This is a genomic window from Phenylobacterium sp., from assembly GCF_004799395.1.
Lineage (GTDB): Bacteria > Pseudomonadota > Alphaproteobacteria > Caulobacterales > Caulobacteraceae > Phenylobacterium.
Map to the genome: position 1 here is coordinate 1 of NZ_SSMZ01000087.1, position 19,606 is coordinate 19,606.

24 protein-coding genes are annotated in these 19,606 nt (G+C 68.9%); 17 read left to right on the plus strand and 7 right to left on the minus strand.

The genetic code is table 11. The features are described from left to right. The 4 genes from E8A12_RS06145 to E8A12_RS06160 all read left to right on the plus strand — a co-directional run. Nucleotides 1–1,644, plus strand: a 1,644-nt coding sequence (locus E8A12_RS06145; RefSeq protein ID WP_293367009.1) for a class I adenylate-forming enzyme family protein, incomplete at its 5' end; no start/stop codon positions are given. Beyond that, on the plus strand, nucleotides 1,641–2,225 hold the full coding sequence (locus tag E8A12_RS06150; RefSeq protein WP_293367010.1) for an NAD(P)H-dependent oxidoreductase: 585 nt from the start codon (nucleotides 1,641–1,643) through the stop codon (nucleotides 2,223–2,225). The genes E8A12_RS06145 and E8A12_RS06150, both read left to right, overlap by 4 nt. Beyond that, on the plus strand, nucleotides 2,222–3,385 hold the full coding sequence (gene ribB, locus E8A12_RS06155) for a 3,4-dihydroxy-2-butanone-4-phosphate synthase (RefSeq protein WP_293367012.1): 1,164 nt from the start codon (nucleotides 2,222–2,224) through the stop codon (nucleotides 3,383–3,385). Before E8A12_RS06150 ends, ribB begins: the two co-directional genes overlap by 4 nt. A gap of 180 nt (nucleotides 3,386–3,565) precedes the next feature. Then, entirely contained in the window at nucleotides 3,566–4,258 is a 693-nt protein-coding gene (locus E8A12_RS06160; RefSeq protein ID WP_293367014.1) for a cell cycle transcriptional regulator TrcR, read from the plus strand. 103 nt (nucleotides 4,259–4,361) lie between these two features. Here the strand turns inward: E8A12_RS06160 and E8A12_RS06165 are convergent, their stop codons facing one another. Beyond that, nucleotides 4,362–4,535, minus strand: a complete 174-nt coding sequence (locus tag E8A12_RS06165; RefSeq protein ID WP_293367016.1) for a DUF465 domain-containing protein — start codon at nucleotides 4,533–4,535, stop codon at nucleotides 4,362–4,364. A 126-nt stretch (nucleotides 4,536–4,661) separates the two neighbouring features. Here E8A12_RS06165 and E8A12_RS06170 point away from each other — a divergent pair, with 126 nt between their 5' ends. The 3 genes from E8A12_RS06170 to E8A12_RS06180 are packed head-to-tail and all read left to right on the plus strand — an operon-like array spanning nucleotide 4,662 to nucleotide 5,932. Continuing rightward, nucleotides 4,662–5,261, plus strand: a complete 600-nt coding sequence (locus E8A12_RS06170) for a UbiX family flavin prenyltransferase (protein ID WP_293367017.1) — start codon at nucleotides 4,662–4,664, stop codon at nucleotides 5,259–5,261. A 3-nt stretch (nucleotides 5,262–5,264) separates the two neighbouring features. Next, nucleotides 5,265–5,708 carry a TIGR02444 family protein gene (locus E8A12_RS06175; RefSeq protein WP_293367019.1) on the plus strand — a complete coding sequence of 148 codons (444 nt, stop codon included), beginning with the start codon at nucleotides 5,265–5,267 and terminating at the stop codon, nucleotides 5,706–5,708. A gap of 14 nt (nucleotides 5,709–5,722) precedes the next feature. Next, nucleotides 5,723–5,932, plus strand: a complete 210-nt coding sequence (locus E8A12_RS06180; protein WP_293367021.1) for a DUF465 domain-containing protein — start codon at nucleotides 5,723–5,725, stop codon at nucleotides 5,930–5,932. Nucleotides 5,933–6,048: 116 nt separating this feature from the next. Here E8A12_RS06180 and E8A12_RS06185 read toward each other — a convergent pair whose 3' ends face one another. Continuing rightward, nucleotides 6,049–6,762 carry a GGDEF domain-containing protein gene (locus E8A12_RS06185; RefSeq protein WP_293367023.1) on the minus strand — a complete coding sequence of 238 codons (714 nt, stop codon included), beginning with the start codon at nucleotides 6,760–6,762 and terminating at the stop codon, nucleotides 6,049–6,051. 130 nt (nucleotides 6,763–6,892) lie between these two features. On the opposite strand from E8A12_RS06185, the gene purE reads away from it, so the two are divergent. After that, the gene (gene purE, locus E8A12_RS06190; RefSeq protein ID WP_293367024.1) at nucleotides 6,893–7,387 is read left to right on the plus strand and encodes a 5-(carboxyamino)imidazole ribonucleotide mutase; all 495 of its coding nucleotides are present in this window, start codon (nucleotides 6,893–6,895) and stop codon (nucleotides 7,385–7,387) included. After that, nucleotides 7,384–8,457, plus strand: coding sequence for a 5-(carboxyamino)imidazole ribonucleotide synthase (locus tag E8A12_RS06195; protein ID WP_293367026.1), 1,074 nt, complete (start codon nucleotides 7,384–7,386; stop codon nucleotides 8,455–8,457). Before purE ends, E8A12_RS06195 begins: the two co-directional genes overlap by 4 nt. A 154-nt stretch (nucleotides 8,458–8,611) precedes the next feature. On the opposite strand, the gene E8A12_RS06200 is transcribed toward E8A12_RS06195, so the two are convergent. After that, nucleotides 8,612–9,286 (minus strand): COQ9 family protein, encoded by a 675-nt coding sequence (locus E8A12_RS06200; RefSeq protein ID WP_293367027.1) that lies wholly within the window; start codon nucleotides 9,284–9,286, stop codon nucleotides 8,612–8,614. Between the two features lie 216 nt (nucleotides 9,287–9,502). Here E8A12_RS06200 and rpsU point away from each other — a divergent pair, with 216 nt between their 5' ends. The 3 genes from rpsU (at nucleotide 9,503) to folP (ending at nucleotide 12,747) form a co-directional block, all read left to right on the plus strand. Beyond that, nucleotides 9,503–9,742 carry a 30S ribosomal protein S21 gene (rpsU, locus tag E8A12_RS06205; protein ID WP_293367078.1) on the plus strand — a complete coding sequence of 80 codons (240 nt, stop codon included), beginning with the start codon at nucleotides 9,503–9,505 and terminating at the stop codon, nucleotides 9,740–9,742. 213 nt (nucleotides 9,743–9,955) lie between these two features. After that, entirely contained in the window at nucleotides 9,956–11,836 is a 1,881-nt protein-coding gene (gene ftsH / locus E8A12_RS06210; RefSeq protein ID WP_293367029.1) for an ATP-dependent zinc metalloprotease FtsH, read from the plus strand. 77 nt (nucleotides 11,837–11,913) lie between these two features. After that, nucleotides 11,914–12,747: a dihydropteroate synthase gene (gene folP / locus E8A12_RS06215; RefSeq protein ID WP_293367031.1), complete on the plus strand. Its 834-nt coding sequence runs from the start codon at nucleotides 11,914–11,916 to the stop codon at nucleotides 12,745–12,747. Here the strand turns inward: folP and E8A12_RS06220 are convergent. From E8A12_RS06220 to E8A12_RS06230, 3 genes are read right to left on the minus strand one after another with little or no spacing between them, the layout of a single operon-like run. Continuing rightward, entirely contained in the window at nucleotides 12,723–13,220 is a 498-nt protein-coding gene (locus tag E8A12_RS06220) for an SRPBCC family protein (protein ID WP_293367033.1), read from the minus strand. The two genes, folP and E8A12_RS06220, sit on opposite strands and share 25 nt — an antisense overlap. A 4-nt stretch (nucleotides 13,221–13,224) precedes the next feature. Beyond that, a complete protein-coding gene (locus tag E8A12_RS06225; RefSeq protein WP_293367034.1) occupies nucleotides 13,225–13,758 on the minus strand; it encodes an SRPBCC family protein in 534 nt (177 codons plus the stop codon). Continuing rightward, nucleotides 13,755–14,057 carry a metalloregulator ArsR/SmtB family transcription factor gene (locus tag E8A12_RS06230; RefSeq protein WP_293367036.1) on the minus strand — a complete coding sequence of 101 codons (303 nt, stop codon included), beginning with the start codon at nucleotides 14,055–14,057 and terminating at the stop codon, nucleotides 13,755–13,757. The genes E8A12_RS06225 and E8A12_RS06230 overlap by 4 nt, the downstream gene beginning before the upstream one ends. Before the next feature lie 85 nt (nucleotides 14,058–14,142). Here E8A12_RS06230 and thiD point away from each other — a divergent pair, with 85 nt between their 5' ends. The 3 genes from thiD (at nucleotide 14,143) to E8A12_RS06245 (ending at nucleotide 16,407) form a co-directional block, all read left to right on the plus strand. Continuing rightward, on the plus strand, nucleotides 14,143–14,946 hold the full coding sequence (gene thiD, locus E8A12_RS06235) for a bifunctional hydroxymethylpyrimidine kinase/phosphomethylpyrimidine kinase (RefSeq protein ID WP_293367037.1): 804 nt from the start codon (nucleotides 14,143–14,145) through the stop codon (nucleotides 14,944–14,946). Beyond that, on the plus strand, nucleotides 14,943–15,515 hold the full coding sequence (locus tag E8A12_RS06240; RefSeq protein WP_293367038.1) for a nucleotidyltransferase family protein: 573 nt from the start codon (nucleotides 14,943–14,945) through the stop codon (nucleotides 15,513–15,515). Before thiD ends, E8A12_RS06240 begins: the two co-directional genes overlap by 4 nt. Nucleotides 15,516–15,588: 73 nt before the next feature. Next, nucleotides 15,589–16,407 (plus strand): PhzF family phenazine biosynthesis protein, encoded by an 819-nt coding sequence (locus tag E8A12_RS06245; RefSeq protein ID WP_293367040.1) that lies wholly within the window; start codon nucleotides 15,589–15,591, stop codon nucleotides 16,405–16,407. Nucleotides 16,408–16,610: 203 nt separating this feature from the next. Here E8A12_RS06245 and E8A12_RS06250 read toward each other — a convergent pair whose 3' ends face one another. Further along, nucleotides 16,611–18,542: an ATP-binding protein gene (locus E8A12_RS06250; protein WP_293367041.1), complete on the minus strand. Its 1,932-nt coding sequence runs from the start codon at nucleotides 18,540–18,542 to the stop codon at nucleotides 16,611–16,613. A 243-nt stretch (nucleotides 18,543–18,785) separates the two neighbouring features. Here E8A12_RS06250 and E8A12_RS06255 point away from each other — a divergent pair, with 243 nt between their 5' ends. Together E8A12_RS06255 and E8A12_RS06260 are read left to right on the plus strand one after the other, a co-directional pair. Beyond that, nucleotides 18,786–19,118, plus strand: coding sequence for a hypothetical protein (locus E8A12_RS06255; RefSeq protein WP_293367043.1), 333 nt, complete (start codon nucleotides 18,786–18,788; stop codon nucleotides 19,116–19,118). Nucleotides 19,119–19,177: 59 nt separating this feature from the next. Then, a complete protein-coding gene (locus tag E8A12_RS06260; protein ID WP_293367044.1) occupies nucleotides 19,178–19,585 on the plus strand; it encodes a hypothetical protein in 408 nt (135 codons plus the stop codon). The last annotated feature ends 21 nt before the right edge of the window (nucleotides 19,586–19,606 follow it).

A 19,606-nucleotide genomic window follows, 5' to 3' on the forward strand; every position in this document is an offset into this window, starting at 1 on the left:
ACCAGGGTCTGGAAGAACGCGCCGCCGACCCTGCGCGAGGTGTTCAAGAACGCGCGCGGATTCCCTGACCGCGAGTTCCTCGTCTACGACGAAGACCGCGCCACCTACGAGGCCTTCGCCCGCGCCACGATCACGCTGGCCCATCAGCTGCAGGTCGACGGCGTCCGGAAGGGCGACCGGGTGGCGGTGATCATGCGCAACCTGCCGGAATGGCCGGTGGCCTTTTTCGCGGGCATCCTCGCGGGCGCCATCGTCACCCCGCTGAACGCCTGGTGGACCGGACCGGAGCTGGAGTACGGCCTGGCGGATTCCGGGACCAAGGTCGCCATCGTCGACGATGAGCGGCTGGGCCGGGTTTCCGAATACCTCGACAGCCTGGGCGAGCTGGGCCGCGTCTATGTTTCGAGGGCGACCGAAGCGTTGTCGCACCCCAAGCTCGCACGCCTGGAAGACGTCATCGGCTCGGTGAACGGCTGGAAGGATCTGCCCGGCCGGCCGCTGCCCGACGTGGACATGGGTCCCGACGACGACGCCACCATCCTCTACACCTCCGGCACCACCGGAAAGCCCAAGGGCGCGCTCGGCACCCACCGCAACATGACCTCCAACGTCGGCGCGGGCGGCATTTCAGCGGTGCGCAACTTCGTCCGCGCCGGCGAGCCCCTGCCGGAGAGCGACCCGCACAAGCTGCCGCAGCGGGTGACGCTCTTGGTGGTGCCGTTCTTCCACGCCACGGGCCTGTCGGCGACGCTCGGCCCGACCATGAACGCCGGCGGCAAGATCGTGTTGATGCGCCGCTGGGACGCCGAGCCCGCCATGCGGCTGATCGAGCGCGAGAAGGTCTCCTCCACCGGCGGCGTGCCGACCATCGCCTGGCAGCTGATCGAGCATCCCGCGCGCAGCAAGTACGACCTTTCGTCCCTGGTGGCGGTGACCTATGGCGGCGCGCCCTCGGCGCCGGAGCTGGTTCGCAAGATCGCCGAGACGTTCCCCGGCTCGCAGCCCGGCAACGGCTGGGGCATGACCGAAACCACCGCCACCTTCACCTCGCACCTGGGTAAGGATTACGAGAACCGGCCGGATAGCGCCGGGCCGGCCGCGCCGGTGGGGGAGATGCAGATCCGCGATCCGGCCGATGGCGCGACGATCCTGCCGGTGGGCGCAGTCGGCGAGCTGTGGTGCAAGGGCCCGCAGGTGGTGAAGGGCTACTGGAACAAGCCGCAGGCGACGGCGGAGACCTTCGTCGACGGCTGGCTGCGCACGGGCGACCTGGCGCGGATCGACGAGGAGGGCTTCCTGTTCATCATCGACCGGGCCAAGGACATGCTGATCCGCGGCGGCGAGAACATCTACTGCGTGGAGGTGGAGAACGCCCTCTATGAGCATCCGGCGGTGATGGACGCGGCGATCGTCGGCATTCCGCACAAGACCCTGGGCGAGGAGCCCGGCGCGGTGGTGCACCTGAAGCCCGGCCAGACCGCCACCGAGGCCGAGCTGCGCAATTTCGTCCGCGCGCGGCTCGCGGGTTTCAAGGTTCCCGTGAAGGTGGTCTTCTGGCCGGAAATGCTGCCCCGCAACGCCAACGGCAAGATCGTCAAGACCGAGCTCAAGAAGGTGTTCGCACCGCAGACGGAGAGCGCATGAGCGGCCCCCTCATCGTGGGAATAGGCGGCACGCCGCGCGCAGGCTCCGCCACCGAGCGGGCGCTGATTTTGGCGCTGCGCCAGGCGGAGGCGGGCGGCGCGCGCACGCGGCTGTTCAGTGGGGAGTTCCTCGAGCGCCTGCCGCATTTCAACCCCGGACCGGCCGGTCCCAGCGCCGAGCAGGCGGAGCTCGCCCAGGCGGTGCGCGACGCCGACGGGATCATCCTGGCGACGCCCGGCTATCACGGCTCGCTGTCGGGGGTCGTGAAGAACGCGCTCGACACCCTGGAGCTGACCAGCCGCGACGAACGCCCCTATTTTCACGGCCTGCCGGTGGGCGTCATTGTGACCGCGGCGGGCCCTCAGGCCGGCGGCGCCACCTTGATGGCGGTGCGCGGCATCATACATGCCATGCGGGGCTGGCCGACGCCCTATGGGGCTGCGCTCAGCGCGGCTAACCTGTTCGACGCGTCGGGCGAATGCCTTGAGACCCGGGACGCCGGCCAGATCGCCACGGTCGCCGACCAGGTGATGGAGTTCGCCCAGATGCGCCGCGCCCAACTGCAGGGAGCCGACAGATGAAGCGCCCGTACCTCGTGCCGTCCGCCAAGGACGTAGGGGCCGGTCCCGTCCCGCCCGATCCCGACGCCTTCTCCTCGGCCATCTCGCCGATCGAGGACATCATCGAGGACGCCCGCAACGGGCGGCCCTACATCCTGGTGGACGCCGAGGACCGGGAGAACGAGGGCGATGTCATCATCCCCGCCCAGTTCGCCACACCCGAGCAGATCAACTTCATGGCCAAGCACGCCCGCGGCCTGATCTGCCTCTCCATCACCGCCGAGCGCGCCCGGGCCTTGCGCCTGCCGCCCATGGCCAGCGACAACCAGTCGGGCCACGGTACGGCCTTCACCGTCTCCATCGAGGCGCGCGAGGGGGTGACCACCGGCATCTCTGCCCACGACCGGGCCCACACCATCGCCGTCGCCGTGGATCCGACGAAGGGCCCGGATGACATCGTCTCGCCTGGCCACATCTTCCCGCTGGTGGCGAAGGATGGCGGCGTTCTGGTCCGCGCCGGCCACACCGAGGCCGCCGTCGACATCAGCCGCATGGCGGGCCTGAACCCGGCGGGCGTGATCTGCGAGATCATGAAGGATGACGGGTCGATGGCCCGGCTTCCCGATCTGGTCGCCTTCGCCCAGCTGCACGGCCTGAAGATCGGAGCCATCGCCGACCTGATCGCCTACCGCCGCCGCACCGAGCGGCAAGTGGAGCGGGTGCTGGAGACGCCGTTCGATTCCTCCTACGGCGGCCGCTTCCGGATGGTGATCTACCGCAACATCCTCGACGGCACCGAGCATGTGGTCCTGACCAAGGGCAAGATCGATCCCGACAAGCCGACCCTGGTGCGCATGCACCGCGTCGACATGGCCGCCGACATGCTGGGCCATGTGGAGGCCCGGCGGGACTATGTGCCGCGGGCGCTGGCCGCCATCGCCGCCTATGACGGCGCCGGCGCTGCGGTGTTCATCCGCGACAGCAACCCGGCCTGGCTCTCGGAACGCTACGGCCAGCCGGAGGCCAGCCAGACCGAGAACGTGCTGCGCGACTATGGCGTCGGCGCCCAGATCCTCATCGACCTGGGGGTGCGCGACATGAAGCTGCTGACCTCGTCCCAGACCGTCCTGCCGGGGTCCGGCGGCTATGGTCTCCGCATCCTGGGACGCGAACCGCTCTAGCGGGCGGCGGCCGTCGGGCGAAGCGGCCGGACCGCCCCAGCGTGCGCGCCGCGCGCGGCGCGGCGACAATCTAAGTTTCCCAAACCGCTGATCGGGCCTATAGATCGCCCCTCACCGCCCGGCCGAAAGGCCGGGCGCCTTCATTTCCGACCCACGGAAAAGACGCGAAAAGATAACACCATGAGCACCGATGTCCTGATGCCGAAGGCGACTGCTGTCTGGCTGGTCGACAACACCTCCCTCACCTTCGAACAGATCGCCGAGTTCTGCGGCCTGCACCCGCTCGAAGTGAAGGGCATCGCCGACGGCGAAGTGGCGCGCGATATACGCGGCGCCGACCCGATCGCCAACGGCCAGCTGAGCCGCGAAGAGCTCGACCTCGCCGAGAAGAACGCCAAGCACAAGCTGGTGGCGCTCAAGAGCCGCCACGCGGAATATCTGAAGCCGCAGAAGAAGGCCCCGCGCTACACGCCTGTGTCGCGCCGCCAGGATCGCCCGGACGCCATCGCCTGGTTCCTGCGCAACCATCCGGAAGTGGCCGACGCCCAGCTCGCCCGCATCCTCGGCACCACCAAGGCGACCATCGACCAGGTTCGCAACCGCACCCACTGGAACTCGGCCAACATCAAGCCGGTCGATCCGGTGACGCTGGGCCTCTCGACCCAGATGGAGCTGGACGCGGTGGTCAAGAAGGCCGCCGAGAAGAAGGCCCGCGACGACAAGCGCAAAGGCATCGTCGAGCCGGAAGGCCCGACCCTGATGCCGGCCTCCGAGACCGGCGTGATCGCCGATGAGGAGCCCGAGGACGATCACCACGAGCATACCGCCGCCTCGGTCTTCGAGGATCACGATCACGAGGACGACGAGGACTAGCGCGCACAGAACGGGTGGGAGCGTCCTTGCGGGACCTCCCACCCTTGCCAACGCACCGTTGGCGTCTGCTCTCCCGGTTAGGGAGGGATCGTCCCAGGAAGCGCTAGTGAATCTGCTCGCGCAGGGCTTCCATTTCTTCCTTCAGCTTCAGCTTCTGTCGCTTAAGTTCTTTCAGTCGGATGTCGTCTGCGGCGGGCCTGCTCAGTTCGTCCTGAATCGCGTTTTCAAGGGACTGGTGACGGGATCCGAGTTCGCGGATCCGGGCTTCCAACGCCATGACGAGTGACCTCCTTGCTGTTGGAGAGGCCAGTGAACACCCGCTATGCGCGGCTGTCAGATCACATATGTTTGCAGCCGGCGCAGCTGAGACGAAGGCCGCCGTTCGCGCGTTAGGGGCGATTTTATGCCGGGGGCCGAGAAACCAAGGCTGGTGGTGGGGATTTCCGGCGCCTCGGGGATCGTCTACGGCCTGCGCGCGCTCGACGCCTGCCGCGAACTGGGGATTGAATCCCACTTGGTGATGAGCAAGGCCGCGGCGCTCACGCTGTCGCAAGAGACCGCGCTCTCGCCCGCCGACGTCAGCGCCAAGGCCGACGTGGCGCACAAGGTCTCCGACATCGGCGCGTCCGTCGCCTCAGGCTCGTTCAAGACGCTCGGCATGATCGTGGCGCCCTGTTCGGTCAGGACCATGAGCGAGATCGCCACCGGGGTGACCTCGTCGCTCCTGAGCCGCGCCGCCGACGTGACCCTCAAGGAGCGGCGGCCGCTGGTGCTGATGGTGCGCGAGACGCCGCTGCATCTGGGTCATCTGCGCACCCTGGTGCGGTTGGCCGAGATGGGCGCGGTGATCGCGCCGCCGATGCCGGCCTTCTACGCCCGGCCCGCCAACCTAGAGGCCATGGTCGATCAGTCGGTGGGACGCGCCCTCGATCTCTTCGGACTGTCATGGACGCCGGTTAAGCGGTGGGGCCGGGACGTCGGGCCGCTGCAGGCGGAGAGCTGAAGCATGTCGCTGTGGGACTGGACGCTGAAGGCCTACGCCCGGCCTGGCGCGCCCGAAGCTTGTCTTTCGCTGCAGGACGACCACGGCCAGAACACCTCGTTCCTGCTGTGGGCCGTCTGGGCGGAGGCCGCCGATCCGGACGTGCTGGCCCGCGCCGCCGACCTGGCGCATCGTTGGGAGGCGCTGGCGCTGGTCCCGATCCGCAACCTGCGCCGCGCGCTGAAGCCGGCCTTCGACGGAGTGGACGACGGCGAGCGGGTGCGCCTGCGCGAGGAGGTGAAGGCCGTGGAGTTGCGCACCGAGCGGGTGCTGATGGAGGCGCTGGAAGCCATGACCGGCGAGCACGGCGGCGCCCACGCCCTGGCCGCCCTGGAAGCCGCCTCGGGCGCCTGGGGAACGCCTGCGCCCGCCAACGCGCTGGCTGCGCTCGCCGCGGCCTTGGGCTAGAACCTCGCGCGCCCATGAACGACGACCTTTCCGAAGCCGCCCTGAACGCGAGGCTCACCGAGCTTCGTCAGGAGCATGCCGATCTCGACGCCGCGGTGCAGGCGATCTCGCTGTCGCCGCTCCCCGACATGCTGCTGGTCGCCCGGCTGAAGCGTCGCAAGCTGGCCCTGAAGGACGAGATCGCCCGCATCGAGGACCAGCTGAACCCGGACATCATTGCGTGAACCAGTTGCTCCCCGTCGGGGGAGCTGTCAGCGAAGCTGACTGAGGGGGGGGCTCCTGGGTTTGAGCAGAAGCCCCTTCCGGCCCATCGGGCCGCCTCCCCCGAAGGGGAGGAACTCTAGGCGCTCTTCCGCTCCCGCTTGCGGGCGAACATGGCCGCGTCCGCATCGGCCACAAGGCCTTCGGGCTCGAGGTCCTGGGTGATCTCGCGCACGCCCCACGAAATGTGCAGGGGCGCCGACCACTCGCCGAATTGCAGGGGCTCGGCTTCGACGGCGCGGGCCAGCGCGGCGGCCTTGGCCTCGGCGGTCGCCTGATCGGCCTGGGCCAGGATCACGGCGAACTCGTCGCCGCCCATGCGACCCACGATGTCGCTTTCGCGCAGTTGGGACAGCAAGCGGTCGGCCACCGCCTTCAGCGCCGCGTCGCCGGCGGCGTGGCCCAGGCGGTCGTTGACGCCCTTCAGATCGTCGAGGTCGATGTAGACCAGGCTGGCTGGCGAGCCGTAGCGCTGGGCGAAGGTGCGGATGCGGCCGAGCTCGCGCACGAACGCCCGGCGGTTCAAAAGCGGCGTCAGCGCGTCGCGGTCGGCAAGTTCTTCCGTCTCCGCCAGTCGGCCCTTCAGGCGGCCGACTTCGCCGCGCAGGTCGTCGATCTCGCTCATCAGGGCCTGGATCGCGGCCTTGACCGCGGGCGTCATTTCCACCTCGGAGATGCCCAGAAACTCTGCGGAATCAACAGGGATCGAGGGGCGCACCTGGGCGCCGGCCTGAGCCAGGGCGCGGCGCCTCATGGCCGAGAAGGGCTCGTTGCGTGCGCCGGTGATCTTCATGGCCAATTTCCCGAGCGGACGGTGGAATCAAGAACGCAGCAGACGATTTGGTGAATCTAGCTGTCCTTGGTTGCCCCTGCAAAGTCGGCGCCTATACTCCGCCGCCTTCGTATATGGGGGTCGGATCGACATGAGCGCCGCGTCAGCGCCCGTCGCCATCATTATGGGCAGCCGATCCGACTGGCCGATCCTGCGCCACGCCGCCGAGATGCTCGACGCCCTCGGCGTGGCCTATGAGGCCAAGGTGGTGTCCGCCCACCGCACGCCGGATCGGATGTACGCCTTCGCCAAGGGCGCCAAGGCGGCGGGCTTCAAGGTGATCATCGCCGCGGCCGGCGGCGCCGCGCACCTGCCCGGCATGACCGCCTCCCTGACCGAGCTGCCGGTGCTGGGCGTGCCGATCGAGACGAAGGCGCTGAAGGGGATGGATAGCCTGCTCTCCATCGTCCAGATGCCGGCCGGCATCCCGGTGGGAACGCTCGCCATTGGCGAGGCCGGAGCCAAGAACGCCGGCCTGATGGCGGCCAAGATCCTGGCGCTGTCCGACGAGGCCATCGCCAAGCGGCTGGCGGCTTTCACCGTCAGCCAGACCGACAGCATCCCCGAGACCGTCGAGGACGCGTGAACCCGCTAGCGCCCGGTTCGACCATCGGCATCCTCGGCGGCGGCCAGCTCGGCCGCATGCTGGCGCTGGCCGCCGCGCGCCTGGGCTTCGACGTGGTGGTGCTGGAGCGCGAGGCCGACAGTCCCGCCGGCCGTGTGGCGGTGAAGCTGATCGTCGGCGACTATACGGACGAGGCGGCGCTGGCTGAGCTGGCCGCCGCGACGGGTCTCGTCACCTACGAATTCGAAAACGTGCCGGCGGATTCCGTGGCCTGGCTGGCCGAGCGCGGGATCGAGGTCGCTCCCGGCGCCCGCGCGCTGGCCGTCGCCCAGGACCGGTTCGAGGAGAAGAGCTTCCTCAACGCCCACGGCGCGCCGACCGTCGCCTTCGCGCCTGCCGGCACGCCTGAGGAGGCCGTCCAGGCGGCCGCCAGCGTTGGCGTCCCGGCGCTGATGAAGACGCGGCGCGAGGGCTACGACGGCAAGGGCCAGCGGTGGGTAGAGCACGCCGCTGACGCCGCGGCGGAATTCGCGGCCCTGGGCGGCGCCCCGGTGATCCTGGAGGCCGCCGCCGATTTCGTGCGCGAGCTGTCGGTGATCGCCGCGCGCGGTCGCGACGGGGCGACGTCGGTCTACCCCTTGGCCGAGAACCACCACGAGAATGGCGTCCTGCGCCGCTCCATCGCCCCTGCCCGCGCCAGCCAGGCCATAGTCGATCAGGCCGAACGGATCGCCGCGCGCGTCCTGGCCGGCCTCGACTATGTGGGCGTCATCGGCATCGAGCTGTTCGAGATGGCCGACGGGCGGCTGCTGGTGAACGAGATCGCGCCCCGGGTGCACAACACCGGCCACTGGACTCAGGACGGTTGCGAGGTCGACCAGTTCGAACAGCACATCCGCGCCGTCGCCGGCTGGCCGCTGGGCCCCACCCACGCCATCGCCCAGGTGGAGATGCTCAACCTCCTGGGCGACGAGGCTGACGGCTGGGCGAAATACGCCGCCGAGCCCGAGACCCGCATCCACCTTTATGGCAAACGTGGCGCCCGGCCTGGCCGCAAGATGGGCCACATCAACCGGGTGAAACCACTCTAGGACTCATCCCTCCTCCTGAGGGGAGGGACAGGCCGCGAAGCGGCCAGGGCGGGGAAGTCGCGTTCAAGCGCGGACATCGGAGCCCTGGCCCCGCAGGCCCCCACCCGTCGGAGGCTTCGCCTCGTCCACCCTCGCCTGAAGAGGAGGGACGACCTCAGCGATACCTGATCCGACCCATCGCCGCTGCTGCTTCGTCGAGGAATTTTGACGGCTTGAACTTCGTCGTCCGCTTCCAGGTCTCGAAGGCCATGACGTTTTCGATGCGCCGGTCGGTGAAGGCGAGCGCCGCGGCGGGTCCTGACGACAGGCGCACGGCGAGCGCGCCGGTCAGGATGCCGGCCAGCAGCGCGCGCTTGGAATAGTGGTTCTCGTCAGTGGCGGTGTCGCCGGCCCAGCGCCAGAGGACGTCGGCGCTCTCCCATGTCAGGCGCGCGCCAAGGGTCAGGTTCGGCGGCAGGGCCAGGAAGCCCGCCAGGCGGCGCACGGCGGCCTCGTCGGCGTCGGCCGCGTTCAGCCGGGCTTCCACGCCGCGGGCGATGCGCTCGCGGATCTTCAGCGTCTTCGGATCGATCTTGGCCAGGGCCGTCATCGCCGCGGCGTCGTGCCGCCGGGAGAGCAGGGCGGCGAGATCAGCCGCGCCATGCGGCAGCAACAGCTCAGTCTCGCCCGCCGAAAGGCCGCACGACTTGCCGGCCATGACGGCCAGCCGCGAGGTCCAACCCTCGTGCGCGACGATCTTCAGCGCGGCGTCCAGCACCTGCTGTTCGGCGGTCTCGGCCCAGTCGGCCTTGGCGGCTTCAGGGGCGGGCTTGGAGGCGGATCGGGCCATGTCGCTCTCTTACGCCACCTCGGCGCGAAGGCGAAAACCCTCGTGTGCGGCGTGGACATCCAGGGTCTCTTCTGATATCTCGCCGCGCTCAATCCCGAAGGCCACAAGCCTTGGGGACCCGAAATCGTTCTAAAATAGGCCTTTTTGTTCGCTCGCCGCCGCCCCTAGCCGGGACTGAGGGGGCCGGGCGCCCAGCGATCAACAGGAGAGAGAACCCTGGTTCAGATTTTCGTCCGCGACAACAACGTCGACCAAGCCTTGAAGGCGCTGAAGAAGAAGATGCAGCGCGAAGGCTCGTTCCGCGAAATGAAGCGGCACGTCCATTACGAAAAGCCCTCGGAAAAGCGCGCCCGCCAGAAGGCGGAAGCCGTGCGCCGGGCGCGTAAGCTGGCCCGCAAACGCGCTCAGCGCGAAGGCCTGATCGCCGCGCCGAAGAAGCCTGCGCCGACGCGGTAGGGTTTCTTAAGGGCCTTCGGTAGCGCTTAATTCAGTAAAGTCATGCCTATCTAGGGGCCGCGTCTCTCAGGCGCGGCCCTTCGTATTTGGGGTCGTAACTACGGCGAAGGCGCGGTCTTAGGTCGCGCGTCGTCCGGCCAACTGGTGAAACGGCGGCAAGGCTCCTATCTTGGGAGTTTCGGCGCCAAGCCCTTTTCGAGGCGGTCCATACCAATGAACCTGCGCAATCTAGCCATCTGGGGCGTTATCGTCGTCGTCCTGATCGGCCTCTATTCGATGGTCACCGGCGGTGGCCAAAAGGGCGCCAACGCCGGCGAGATCACCTATTCCCAGCTGCTCAGCAAGGTGAACTCCGGCCAGGTGCGGACCGCGGAGATCCGCGGCAGCCAGGTGATCGTCACCGACAACACCAACAAGTCCTTCACGGCGGTGACGCCGAACAACCAGGACGAGCTGGTGCGCCGGCTGGAAGGCCAGGGCGCCAACATCTCGGTGAAGGCCGCCGGCGGCATGACGCTCGTGGGCTTCCTCCTGCAGAGCCTGCCGGTGCTGCTCTTGATCGGCGTCTGGATCTTCTTCATGCGCCAGATGCAGGGCGGCGCCCGAGGCGCCATGGGCTTCGGCAAGTCCAAGGCCCGCCTGCTGACCGAGAACAAGAACCGAGTCACCTTCGATGATGTGGCCGGCGTCGAAGAGGCCAAGGAAGAGGTCGTCGAGATCGTCGACTTCCTGAAGGACCCGCAGAAGTTCCAGCGCCTGGGCGGCAAGATCCCCAAGGGCGCGCTGCTGATCGGCCCGCCCGGCACCGGCAAGACCCTGCTGGCCCGCGCCATCGCCGGCGAGGCCGGCGTGCCGTTCTTCACCATCTCCGGCTCTGACTTCGTGGAAATGTTCGTGGGCGTCGGCGCGAGCCGCGTGCGCGACATGTTCGAGCAGGCCAAGAAGAACGCCCCCTGCATCATCTTCATCGACGAAATCGACGCCGTCGGCCGCCATCGTGGCGCAGGCCTCGGCGGCGGCAATGACGAGCGCGAGCAGACGCTGAACCAGCTGCTGGTCGAGATGGACGGCTTCGAGGCCAACGAAGGCATCATCCTGATCGCCGCCACCAACCGTCCCGACGTGTTGGACCCGGCGCTGCTGCGTCCCGGCCGCTTCGACCGCCAGGTCGTGGTGCCGAACCCGGACGTGAATGGCCGCGAGCGCATCCTGCGCGTGCACATGAAGAACGTGCCGCTGGCCGCCGACGTCGAGACCAAGGTCATCGCCCGCGGGACCCCCGGCTTCTCGGGCGCCGACCTTTCCAACCTGGTCAACGAAGCCGCCCTGATGGCCGCGCGCAAGAACCGCCGCATGGTCACCATGCGCGACTTCGAAGAGGCCAAGGACAAGGTCATGATGGGCGCCGAGCGCCGCTCGATGGTCATGACCGAGGAAGAGAAGAAGAACACCGCCTACCACGAGGGCGGCCACGCCCTGGTGGCGCTGACGGTCCCCTCGGCGGACCCGGTGCACAAGGCCACGATCATCCCGCGCGGTCGGGCTCTGGGCATGGTGATGCAGCTGCCGGAAGGCGACCGCTACTCCATGAACTTCGAGCAGATGACCTCGCGTCTGGCGATCATGATGGGCGGCCGCGTCGCCGAGGAGCTGATCTTCGGCAAGGACAAGGTAACGTCTGGCGCCTCCAGCGACATCCAGGCCGCCACCGGTCTGGCCCGCAACATGGTCACGCGCTGGGGCTACTCCGACAAACTGGGCCTGGTCTCCTACGGCGACAATCAGGAAGAGGTCTTCCTTGGCCACTCGGTGTCGCGCACCCAGAACGTCTCGGAAGACACCGCCAACGTCATCGACGCCGAGGTGAAGCGCCTGGTGCAGAACGGCTACGACGAGGCCAAGCGCATCCTGACCGAGAAGCTCGAGGACCTGCACATCCTGGCCAAGGCCCTGCTCGAGTACGAGACCCTGAGCGGCGACGAGATCATCGGCGCGCTGAAGGGCGTCGCCCCGAACCGCGAGGACGCCGACGCCAAGCGGCCGATGGGTCCCGCCGTGGCGGTGCCGATCTCGCCGAAGCCGGAGCCGGCGTAAGGCTCCAGCCCAGAGACGATGCGAATTGGGGCGGCCGCCGGCGACGGGGCCGCCCTTTTTCGTTATCCAGCGCAGCGATGATCCCCACCGCCTCCCAGCCTGTCAAAGTGATGGGCGTGATCAACGTCACGCCGGACAGCTTCTCCGACGGCGGGCGGTTCGCTGCGCCTGAGGCGGCGCTGGCCCAGGCGCGAAGGCTGATCTCCGAGGGCGCTGACATGCTGGACGTGGGCGGGGAGTCCACCCGGCCGGGCGCGGAGCCGGTGGCCGAGGCCGCCGAGATCGAGCGTGTCGTCCCCCTGATCCGGGCGATCCGCGCCGAGAGCGCGATCCCGGTCTCCATCGACACCGTGAAGCCGGCCGTGGCCCGCGCCGCCATCGAGGCCGGGGCGACGATGTGGAACGACGTGACGGCGCTCCGCCAATCGCCCGACAGCCTGGCCGTGGCCGCCGAGCTCGGCTGCGATGTGGTGTTGATGCACATGCAGGGCGAACCCGGGACCATGCAGGCCGAGCCGCACTACGACGATGTCGTGGAGGAGGTCGCCGCGTTCCTGGCCAGGCGCGCCGCCGAGGCCATGGCCGCTGGCGTAGCGCAGGACCGCATCTGGCTCGACCCCGGCGTGGGCTTCGGCAAGCACCGCATCCGCCACAACCTGCCGCTCATCGCCGGCCTCGACCGGATCGTGGCCCTGGGATTTCCGGTCCTGCTGGGCGTCAGCCGCAAGAGCTTCATCGGCGCCCTGGACAACGACGCGGCGGCGGATCGGCGTCTCGGCGGCTCCATCGCCGGCGCCCTGGCCGGCGCCGCGGCCGGCGTGGCCGCGGTGCGGGTCCACGACGTGCGCGAGACCTTGCAGGCCTTGCGCGTCTGGGCCGCCATCGCTCAGGCGGGGACCACGTCGGCGTAGAGCTTGGCGATCTCCCGCTCGCGCTCGGCGCGCCAGGGGGTGTTGAGCCCGTCGGCGGCTCCCGGCAGGCACTCCAGGTGCGTGTGCCAGCCGCCGGCGACGCCGAGCAGGCTGGGCCCATTCAGGTTGTTCTGAATGAGCCGCAGGCGGCAGCCGTCGCCGTCAGGCGTCAGTTCCCAACGGACCACCGAGGCGGGATGTTGGTCGGCGGGCCAGGTCCAGGCGATCAGATAGGGCGGATCGAGCTCCGTGATCGTCCCACGCATCCGATAGTCGTGGGCCTCCCAATAGAGCTCGAGCCGGCCGCCCACCTTCAGCTCGATCTCGGCGTTGGCGAGCCAGTCGGCGAGACGCTCGGGCGTGGTCAGCGCCGCCCAGACCTTCTCGATCGGCCGGGCGAGGCGGCGCTCGAACACCAGCTCATAGGTCTCGCCGGTGCGGCGGACCTGGCCCAGGGGTTCGACGGCGGTCATGTCGCTACGCCGGCGGCTTCGGGTAGGCCGCGGCCAGGGCTTCCTCCCGGGCGGTCTTGGTGTCCCAGGACGTGGCGCGGCCCTCCATCGCGTCGGGCAGAGCCTCGAGGTGGGCGTGCCAGCCGGCCCGGACGCCGCCGTCGCGCGCGCCGTCTGGGCTGAGGCCCGAGTGGGTGAGGGTGAGCGCACAGCCATCACCCTCCGGCGCGAGGTCGAAACGCACCAGGGTGTCGCGCTCGCCGATCGTCCAGCGCCAGGCCAGGGCCCGTGGCGGCTCGCACACCGTGATGGTCACATCGGTCTTGTGGACCCCGTTCCAGCCCAGCCGGATGATCCCGCCGACCCGCAGGTCGACTTCGGCGGTGGCGAACCAGTCGGCCAGGCGTTCCGGCGTGGTCAGGGCGGCCCAGACCTTCTCGATGGGCTTGTCGTAGCGGCGGCGGAAGATCAGCTGCAGGGCGTCGCCTTGGCGGGTGACCTCGCCCAGGGGCGCGTCGCTCAGCAGGGGCTTCGGCATCAGGTTAGGTGCGGTGCTCATTGTTCTTTCTCCAGGTGGTCTTCGAGGGCGTCGAGGCGTTCGGCCCAGAATGCTCGGAAGGGTTTCAGCCAGGCGTCGAGTTCGGCCAGTTCGCCGGGTTCGAGGCGGTAGAGCCGGCGCTGGCCGTCCGGCCGCACGCTGACCAGGCCCGCCTCGCGCAACAGCCGCAGATGCTTCGATACCCCGGGCTGACTGAGGCCTGTCGCCTCCACCAGGTCGCCTGCCGGCCGTTCGCCGCCGCGCAGCAGGTCGAGGATCTGCCGGCGGCTGGGTTCGGCGATGGCTTCGAAGGGCGTCATGTCAATATATTCGCATTTGGATATATAACCGTCAAGGGATATGTTTGAGCGGTGCAAATCGAGCGGAGCCGCGCTATCCGGGGCCATGACCTCCCTGGGCCGAGTCCTGATCATCGCCGGTTCGGATTCTGGCGGCGGCGCGGGGATCCAGGCGGACGTCAAGACGGTGACGGCGCTGGGCGGCTATGCGGCCACGGCGATCACTGCGGTCACGGTGCAGAACACCCTTGGCGTTAGCGCCGTGCATCCGATCCCGGCGGAGATCGTGGAGGCGCAAGGCCGTGCGGTGCTGGACGACCTCGGCGCGGACGCCATCAAGACCGGCATGCTGGGCGATCTCTCCGTGGTCGAGGCCGTGGCGCGACTGCTGGACTCGGCAGCCCACGTCCCGGCGGTGGTCGATCCGGTAATGATCGCCAAGGGCGGCGCGGCGCTGCTGTCGCCGGCGGCCACCGGCGCGATGCGCAGCCTGCTCATCCCACGCGCGGCCCTCCTGACGCCCAACGCCCCCGAGGCCGAGGCCCTGACCGGCGAAACGGTGGCCACGACCGACGACCTGCGCCGCGCGGGCGAGACCCTGCTGAGGGCCGGCGCGCAGGCCGTGCTGATGAAGGGCGGCCATGTGCCAGGCGAGCGCGTCGTGGACATCCTATTGACCGCCAGCGGCGAGACGGTGTTCGAGGCCGAGCGGCAGGTGACCCGCCACACCCACGGCACCGGCTGCACCCTGGCCTCGGCCTGCGCGGCGGGCCTGGCCCAGGGCCTGCCGCTGACCGAGGCGGTGGCGCTGGCCTGGGCCTATGTGCAGGAGGCCATCGCGCGTGCGCCAGGCTTCGGCGGCGGCCAGGGTCCGCTCGACCACGGCTGGCCGTTACGGGGCAGGGCGTGAGCGAAAGCCTCGAACTGCGCCTGGAGGCCATCGTCCGCAGCGGCCCGCGCCTGATGCAGGTGCTGGAGACCGCCCGCGACCTCGACCTGCCCGACTGGCTTATCTTCTCAGGCGCGGTCTACCAGCGGGTTTTGAATCACCTGACCGGCCGCGACCTGGACTACGGCATCAAGGACTACGATCTCGGCTACCACGACGCCTCCGACGTCTCCTACGATGCCGAGGACGCGGTGATCCGGCGGGTGGCTGCCGCCTTTGAGCCGCCGCTGCGGGAGCTGGTCGAGGTGCGCAACCAGGCCCGCGTGCATCTGTGGTTCGAGGGCAAATTCGGCGAGCCCTATGCGTCGCTCGGCTGTACCGCCGAGGCGCTGGAGCGGTTCACCAGCGCCACCTTCTCGGTGGGGGTGCGCCTGGAAAAGGACGGCCGGCTGACCGTCGCCGCGCCCTTCGGCCTGGAGGACCTGTTCGCGCTGCGCCTGCGGCCCAACCCGATCCGCCAGACCGCCGGCTTCGCCCGCACCGCCGCGGCGGCTGCCGCCCGCTGGCCCGAGCTTCAGATAATCAATTAGCCAATCGACTAATTCCTTCTTGCTTCTTTCCGGCAGGCCGCTATTGGCAAGCTCCGCCTTTTCGGAGCCCGCCATGCGCCAGTGGACCATCGACGCCTTCGCCGCCGCCGCCTTCCGCGGCAACCAGGCCTGCGTGCTCGAGCCGATGGCCGCCTGGCCGGATGCGGCCTGGATGCTGGCGCTAGCGGCGGAGAACAATCAGGCCGAGACCGCCTTCCTGCTGAAGACGGACGATCCGGCCCGCTTCGGACTACGCTGGTTCACGCCCGCGCTGGAGGTGCCGCTGTGCGGCCACGCCACCCTGGCCTCCGGCCATGTGCTGTTCTCCGAGCTGGGCGTGACGGCCGGGACGATCACCTTCGACACCAAGTCCGGCCCGCTCACCGTGCACCGCGTCAGCAAAGGCTATGAGATGGACTTCCCCGCCCAGCCGCCGACGAAGGTCGCGGCGCCGGCGGGCCTGGCCGAGGCCCTGGGCGTCGAGCCGGCAGAGGTCTGGGCCTCGACCTATCTGGTCGCCCTGCTGAAGGACGAGGCCGCCGTGCACGCCTGCGCGCCCGACCTCGTGGCCCTTGAGGCCGTCTCCAGCGGCGCCACCGGCGGGCGCGGTAATGTCGGCATCGCCGCCCTCGCCGATCCGGGCCGGCCCTATGATGTCGTCGACCGCTTCTTCGCCCCCGGCTCCGGCATCCCGGAGGACCCGGCGACCGGCTCCCTGCACACCATTCTCACGCCCCTCTTCGCCGGTAAGCTCGGCCGGGCCCGGGTCAAGTTCCTGCAAGCCTACCCCGGCCGCGGCGGCGACCTCGACTGCGAACTCGCCGGCGAGCGTGTGCTGCTGCGCGGCCAGGCGGTGACGGTGCTGGACGGAACGCTGCGGGTCGGGCCCTAACCCGCACCGCGAAAACGCCCCGGGGCTTCTATCCGGCCCCGGGGCGCTCCGGCACGCCGGACCGGCTCGGGGGTCGCATCGCGCGCGCCGCCCGAGCCTTGGCCGGGGGATGGCGCTCCAGTCGCCATGGAGCCGATAGGAACATGCGCCGGCTGACGCGGACCTGAGGGCCGCGTTGTCCGGCGTTCAGCCTGCGATGGGTCTCAGGCGACCTGGGTCGCGGCGGCGGCCGGGGTGCGGCCGGAGGCGCCGGTGGCCGCGGCTGTGAGCGCGGCGCTGATCGCCTCATAGAGCTTGGCGATCTCGATCGGCTTGGCCACGTGGCCGTCCATGCCGGCGGCCATGTATTCTTCGACCTGATAGGTCAGCGCGTTGGCGGTCAGCGCCACGATCGGGGTGCGCTTGCGCTGCTCGTCCAGCTCGGTGGCGCGGATCTGCCGGGCGGCCTCGATGCCGTCCATGATGGGCATCTGGATGTCCATCAGCACCAGGTCGTAGCCGCCGACCCGCCAGGCGTCGATCGCCTGCTTGCCGTCGGACACGATGTCGATGTCGATGCCCAGCGACTCCATCACCGCGGCCAGCACCTGCTGGTTGGTGGGATTGTCCTCGGCGGCCAGCAGCCGGATGTTGCGGTCGCCGTCGGTCTGAGCGGCCTCGGCCTGGGCCGCGCCGGCGGCCTCGCCGCGGGTCAGGGGCAGGTCGACCGTGAAGGTCGAGCCGTGGCCCTCGCGGCTTTCCACGTCGATGGAGCCGCCCATCATCTGGGTCAGCTCGCGGCAGATGGCCAGGCCCAGGCCCGTGCCGCCGAACCGGCGGGTGGCGGAGTTATCGGCCTGGGTGAATTTCTCGAACAGGGCCGGCAGCTTCTCCGGCGCGATGCCGACGCCGGAGTCGCGGACCACCAGACGCAGGGTGTCGCCCTGCGGGGTCACCTCGACGGCGGCGCTGACTGAGCCCTGCGGCGTGAACTTCACGGCGTTGGACAACAGGTTGCCGACGATCTGGCGCAGCCGGTCGGCGTCGCCGCGCCACCAGCCCTTGGCCGCGTCGCTGATCGTAAAGCCGAACTCCAGCCCCTTGCCCTGGGCCAGCACCTGGAAGGTCTCGGCGGTGGGCGAGAGCGTGGCGGCGATGTCGAAATCTTCCCTCACCAGGCTGAGCTTGCCGGCCTCGATCTTCGACAGGTCGAGCACGTCGTTCAGCACCGCCAGCAGCAGGCTGCCCGACTGGCGGATGATCCCCAGGCGTTCGCGCTGAACATCGGCCAGCTCGCCCATGGACATCACCTCGGCCATGGCCAGGACGCCGTTCAGCGGGGTGCGGATCTCGTGGCTCATGTTGGCCAGGAACTGGGTCTTCAGTACATTGGCCGCGTTGGCGGCGTCGCGGGCGGCCTCCAGGTCGCGCATCGCGCCCTTCAGGTCTTCTTCCCGTTCGCCCAGCTTGCCGAGCAGGTGGTTGAAGCTGGAGGTCAGGCCGCGGAACAGCTCGTCCGGCGCCTTGACCTCGATGGGCTCGAAATTGCCGCCGGCGGCGACCTGATGCATGGCGTCCGACAGGCTCTGCACCGGGGCGATCACCCGGTGCGCCATGCCGCGCGCCAGGAACAGCGCCACGCCCACGCCGCCGAACAGCAGGGCGGCGGTCAGCGCGATGAATTGCGGGAGCAGGGCGCCGAGCGTCGGGCTGTACACGCTGAGCGCCAGCTGTCCGACGGTGCGGCCGTTGGCGACGACGTCGGTGCGGATCACCTCGATCGGCCCCGGAGCGGCCGACGCGGACTTGGGCGCCGCCGCGCCGGCCGGGCGCTGGAAGCTCGCCAGGACCGCGCCGTTCGGGGCGGTGAGGCGGGCGGCGGCGATCTTCTTGCTGCCGGCCAGGGCCTGCAGCGCGGCCTGGATGGAGGATTTGTCGCCGCTGGCGATCGCCGGCGCCTCGGTGGTGGCGGTGATCTGCGCCAGGCTGGCGTACATCTGGTGCGACTGGGTCCGCGCCACCGCCCACTGCTGCAGCATGAAGGTCAGGCACGCCGCCACCAGCACCACGAGGGTCGTGACGAGACCCACCCCGGCGACGCGGGCGTGGAAGGTGGCGGTCGGCGCAGCGCCGGATGTGCCGTTCGTCGGGGTCATGACTCTCGCGATGGGCCGCACGGGGACCCTCGCTCTAGACCAACAATCCTAACGTTTCGCTTCCCGGCAGACCGATCGCTGACCCCGGTCCCATACCTCGGGTCGGCGAAACTGTTACCTCGAAGACACAGATACAACCGTCCGGGGAGGAAATTATGGTTAACAACCCATGAATCGGTTGCGCGAAGCTTAACCTTCTATTTACCGTGAATTGTGGTTGTTCACCTTGTTTGGGGAATCCTAATGGAAAAAGCGTTTGTGGCGCAGCGAGTGGCCAAGAAGCTGTTCGTAACCGAAGCCGCTGTTGACGGCGCACTCTCGGAAGCCGCCGAACTGATGAGCGAAGTGCTCATGGCGCGCAAGGAAGTGAACACCTCGATGGTGTTCGCCGACGACGTGCAAGTGAAGCTGATGGACGCCATGAAGGCGCTCAGCGAAGCCCGCACGGCTATGGTCGCCGTGCACAACGAACTGAACGAAGCCAAACTCCGCCTGGGTGTCCGCACCCAGATGGCCGGCGAGAAGCCGCCGAGTGCGGTCGACACGACCGAAACGACGCTTCGCGCAGTCCGCTAAACCCAACAATTCCGCACTTTAACTATTGCTGCACCCCTTAGAGAGCTAAGGGGTGCAGCATGTTGTCTGCCGCCCTGACCGATTTGTTCGCGGTGTTCGCCTGCGTGTTCGCCTTCACAAAAGGCGGACGGGCGGAGCGAATCGGGGCGGCCATCATTCTGGCGAATACGCTCGCCTACATCGTGAACGAGACCCGGTTTCAGGATCAGCTCGCCAATCTGGTCATCGACGCCCTGACCGCTCTGGCGTTCCTCGGAGTGGCGGTGCGCTACGCCAGCTTCTGGCAAGGCGCCGTCATGCTGCTCTACGCCATGCAGTTCAGCCTCCACGCCTACTACTTCGTGCTGGAGCGGCCCCGGGACATGCTCCATGTGATCGTCAACGATGTCGTCTTTTTCGCAATCCTCGGATGCCTGACGATCGGCACCGCGCTGGCGTGGCGGCGAGACGCAGTGGCGCCCGCCTGACCGCGCGGCGCTAAAGGTCGC

Bases quoted from the DNA above. Each gene is read 5' to 3' on its own strand.
- E8A12_RS06175 (WP_293367019.1), top strand. From the start codon at position 5,265: ATGTCGCTGTGGGACTGGACGCTGAAGGCCTACGCCCGGCCTGGCGCG.
- E8A12_RS06150 (WP_293367010.1), top strand. From the start codon at position 1,641: ATGAGCGGCCCCCTCATCGTGGGAATAGGCGGCACGCCGCGCGCAGGC.
- E8A12_RS06225 (WP_293367034.1), bottom strand. From the start codon at position 13,758: ATGAGCACCGCACCTAACCTGATGCCGAAGCCCCTGCTGAGCGACGCG.
- E8A12_RS06185 (WP_293367023.1), bottom strand. From the start codon at position 6,762: ATGAAGATCACCGGCGCACGCAACGAGCCCTTCTCGGCCATGAGGCGC.
- E8A12_RS06200 (WP_293367027.1), bottom strand. From the start codon at position 9,286: ATGGCCCGATCCGCCTCCAAGCCCGCCCCTGAAGCCGCCAAGGCCGAC.
- E8A12_RS06160 (WP_293367014.1), top strand. From the start codon at position 3,566: ATGAGCACCGATGTCCTGATGCCGAAGGCGACTGCTGTCTGGCTGGTC.
- purE (WP_293367024.1), top strand. From the start codon at position 6,893: ATGAGCGCCGCGTCAGCGCCCGTCGCCATCATTATGGGCAGCCGATCC.
- thiD (WP_293367037.1), top strand. From the start codon at position 14,143: ATGACCTCCCTGGGCCGAGTCCTGATCATCGCCGGTTCGGATTCTGGC.
- E8A12_RS06260 (WP_293367044.1), top strand. From the start codon at position 19,178: ATGTTGTCTGCCGCCCTGACCGATTTGTTCGCGGTGTTCGCCTGCGTG.
- ftsH (WP_293367029.1), top strand. From the start codon at position 9,956: ATGAACCTGCGCAATCTAGCCATCTGGGGCGTTATCGTCGTCGTCCTG.
- E8A12_RS06250 (WP_293367041.1), bottom strand. From the start codon at position 18,542: ATGACCCCGACGAACGGCACATCCGGCGCTGCGCCGACCGCCACCTTC.
- E8A12_RS06220 (WP_293367033.1), bottom strand. From the start codon at position 13,220: ATGACCGCCGTCGAACCCCTGGGCCAGGTCCGCCGCACCGGCGAGACC.
- E8A12_RS06180 (WP_293367021.1), top strand. From the start codon at position 5,723: ATGAACGACGACCTTTCCGAAGCCGCCCTGAACGCGAGGCTCACCGAG.
- ribB (WP_293367012.1), top strand. From the start codon at position 2,222: ATGAAGCGCCCGTACCTCGTGCCGTCCGCCAAGGACGTAGGGGCCGGT.
- E8A12_RS06165 (WP_293367016.1), bottom strand. From the start codon at position 4,535: ATGGCGTTGGAAGCCCGGATCCGCGAACTCGGATCCCGTCACCAGTCC.
- E8A12_RS06170 (WP_293367017.1), top strand. From the start codon at position 4,662: ATGCCGGGGGCCGAGAAACCAAGGCTGGTGGTGGGGATTTCCGGCGCC.
- E8A12_RS06230 (WP_293367036.1), bottom strand. From the start codon at position 14,057: ATGACGCCCTTCGAAGCCATCGCCGAACCCAGCCGCCGGCAGATCCTC.
- E8A12_RS06255 (WP_293367043.1), top strand. From the start codon at position 18,786: ATGGAAAAAGCGTTTGTGGCGCAGCGAGTGGCCAAGAAGCTGTTCGTA.
- folP (WP_293367031.1), top strand. From the start codon at position 11,914: ATGATCCCCACCGCCTCCCAGCCTGTCAAAGTGATGGGCGTGATCAAC.
- E8A12_RS06245 (WP_293367040.1), top strand. From the start codon at position 15,589: ATGCGCCAGTGGACCATCGACGCCTTCGCCGCCGCCGCCTTCCGCGGC.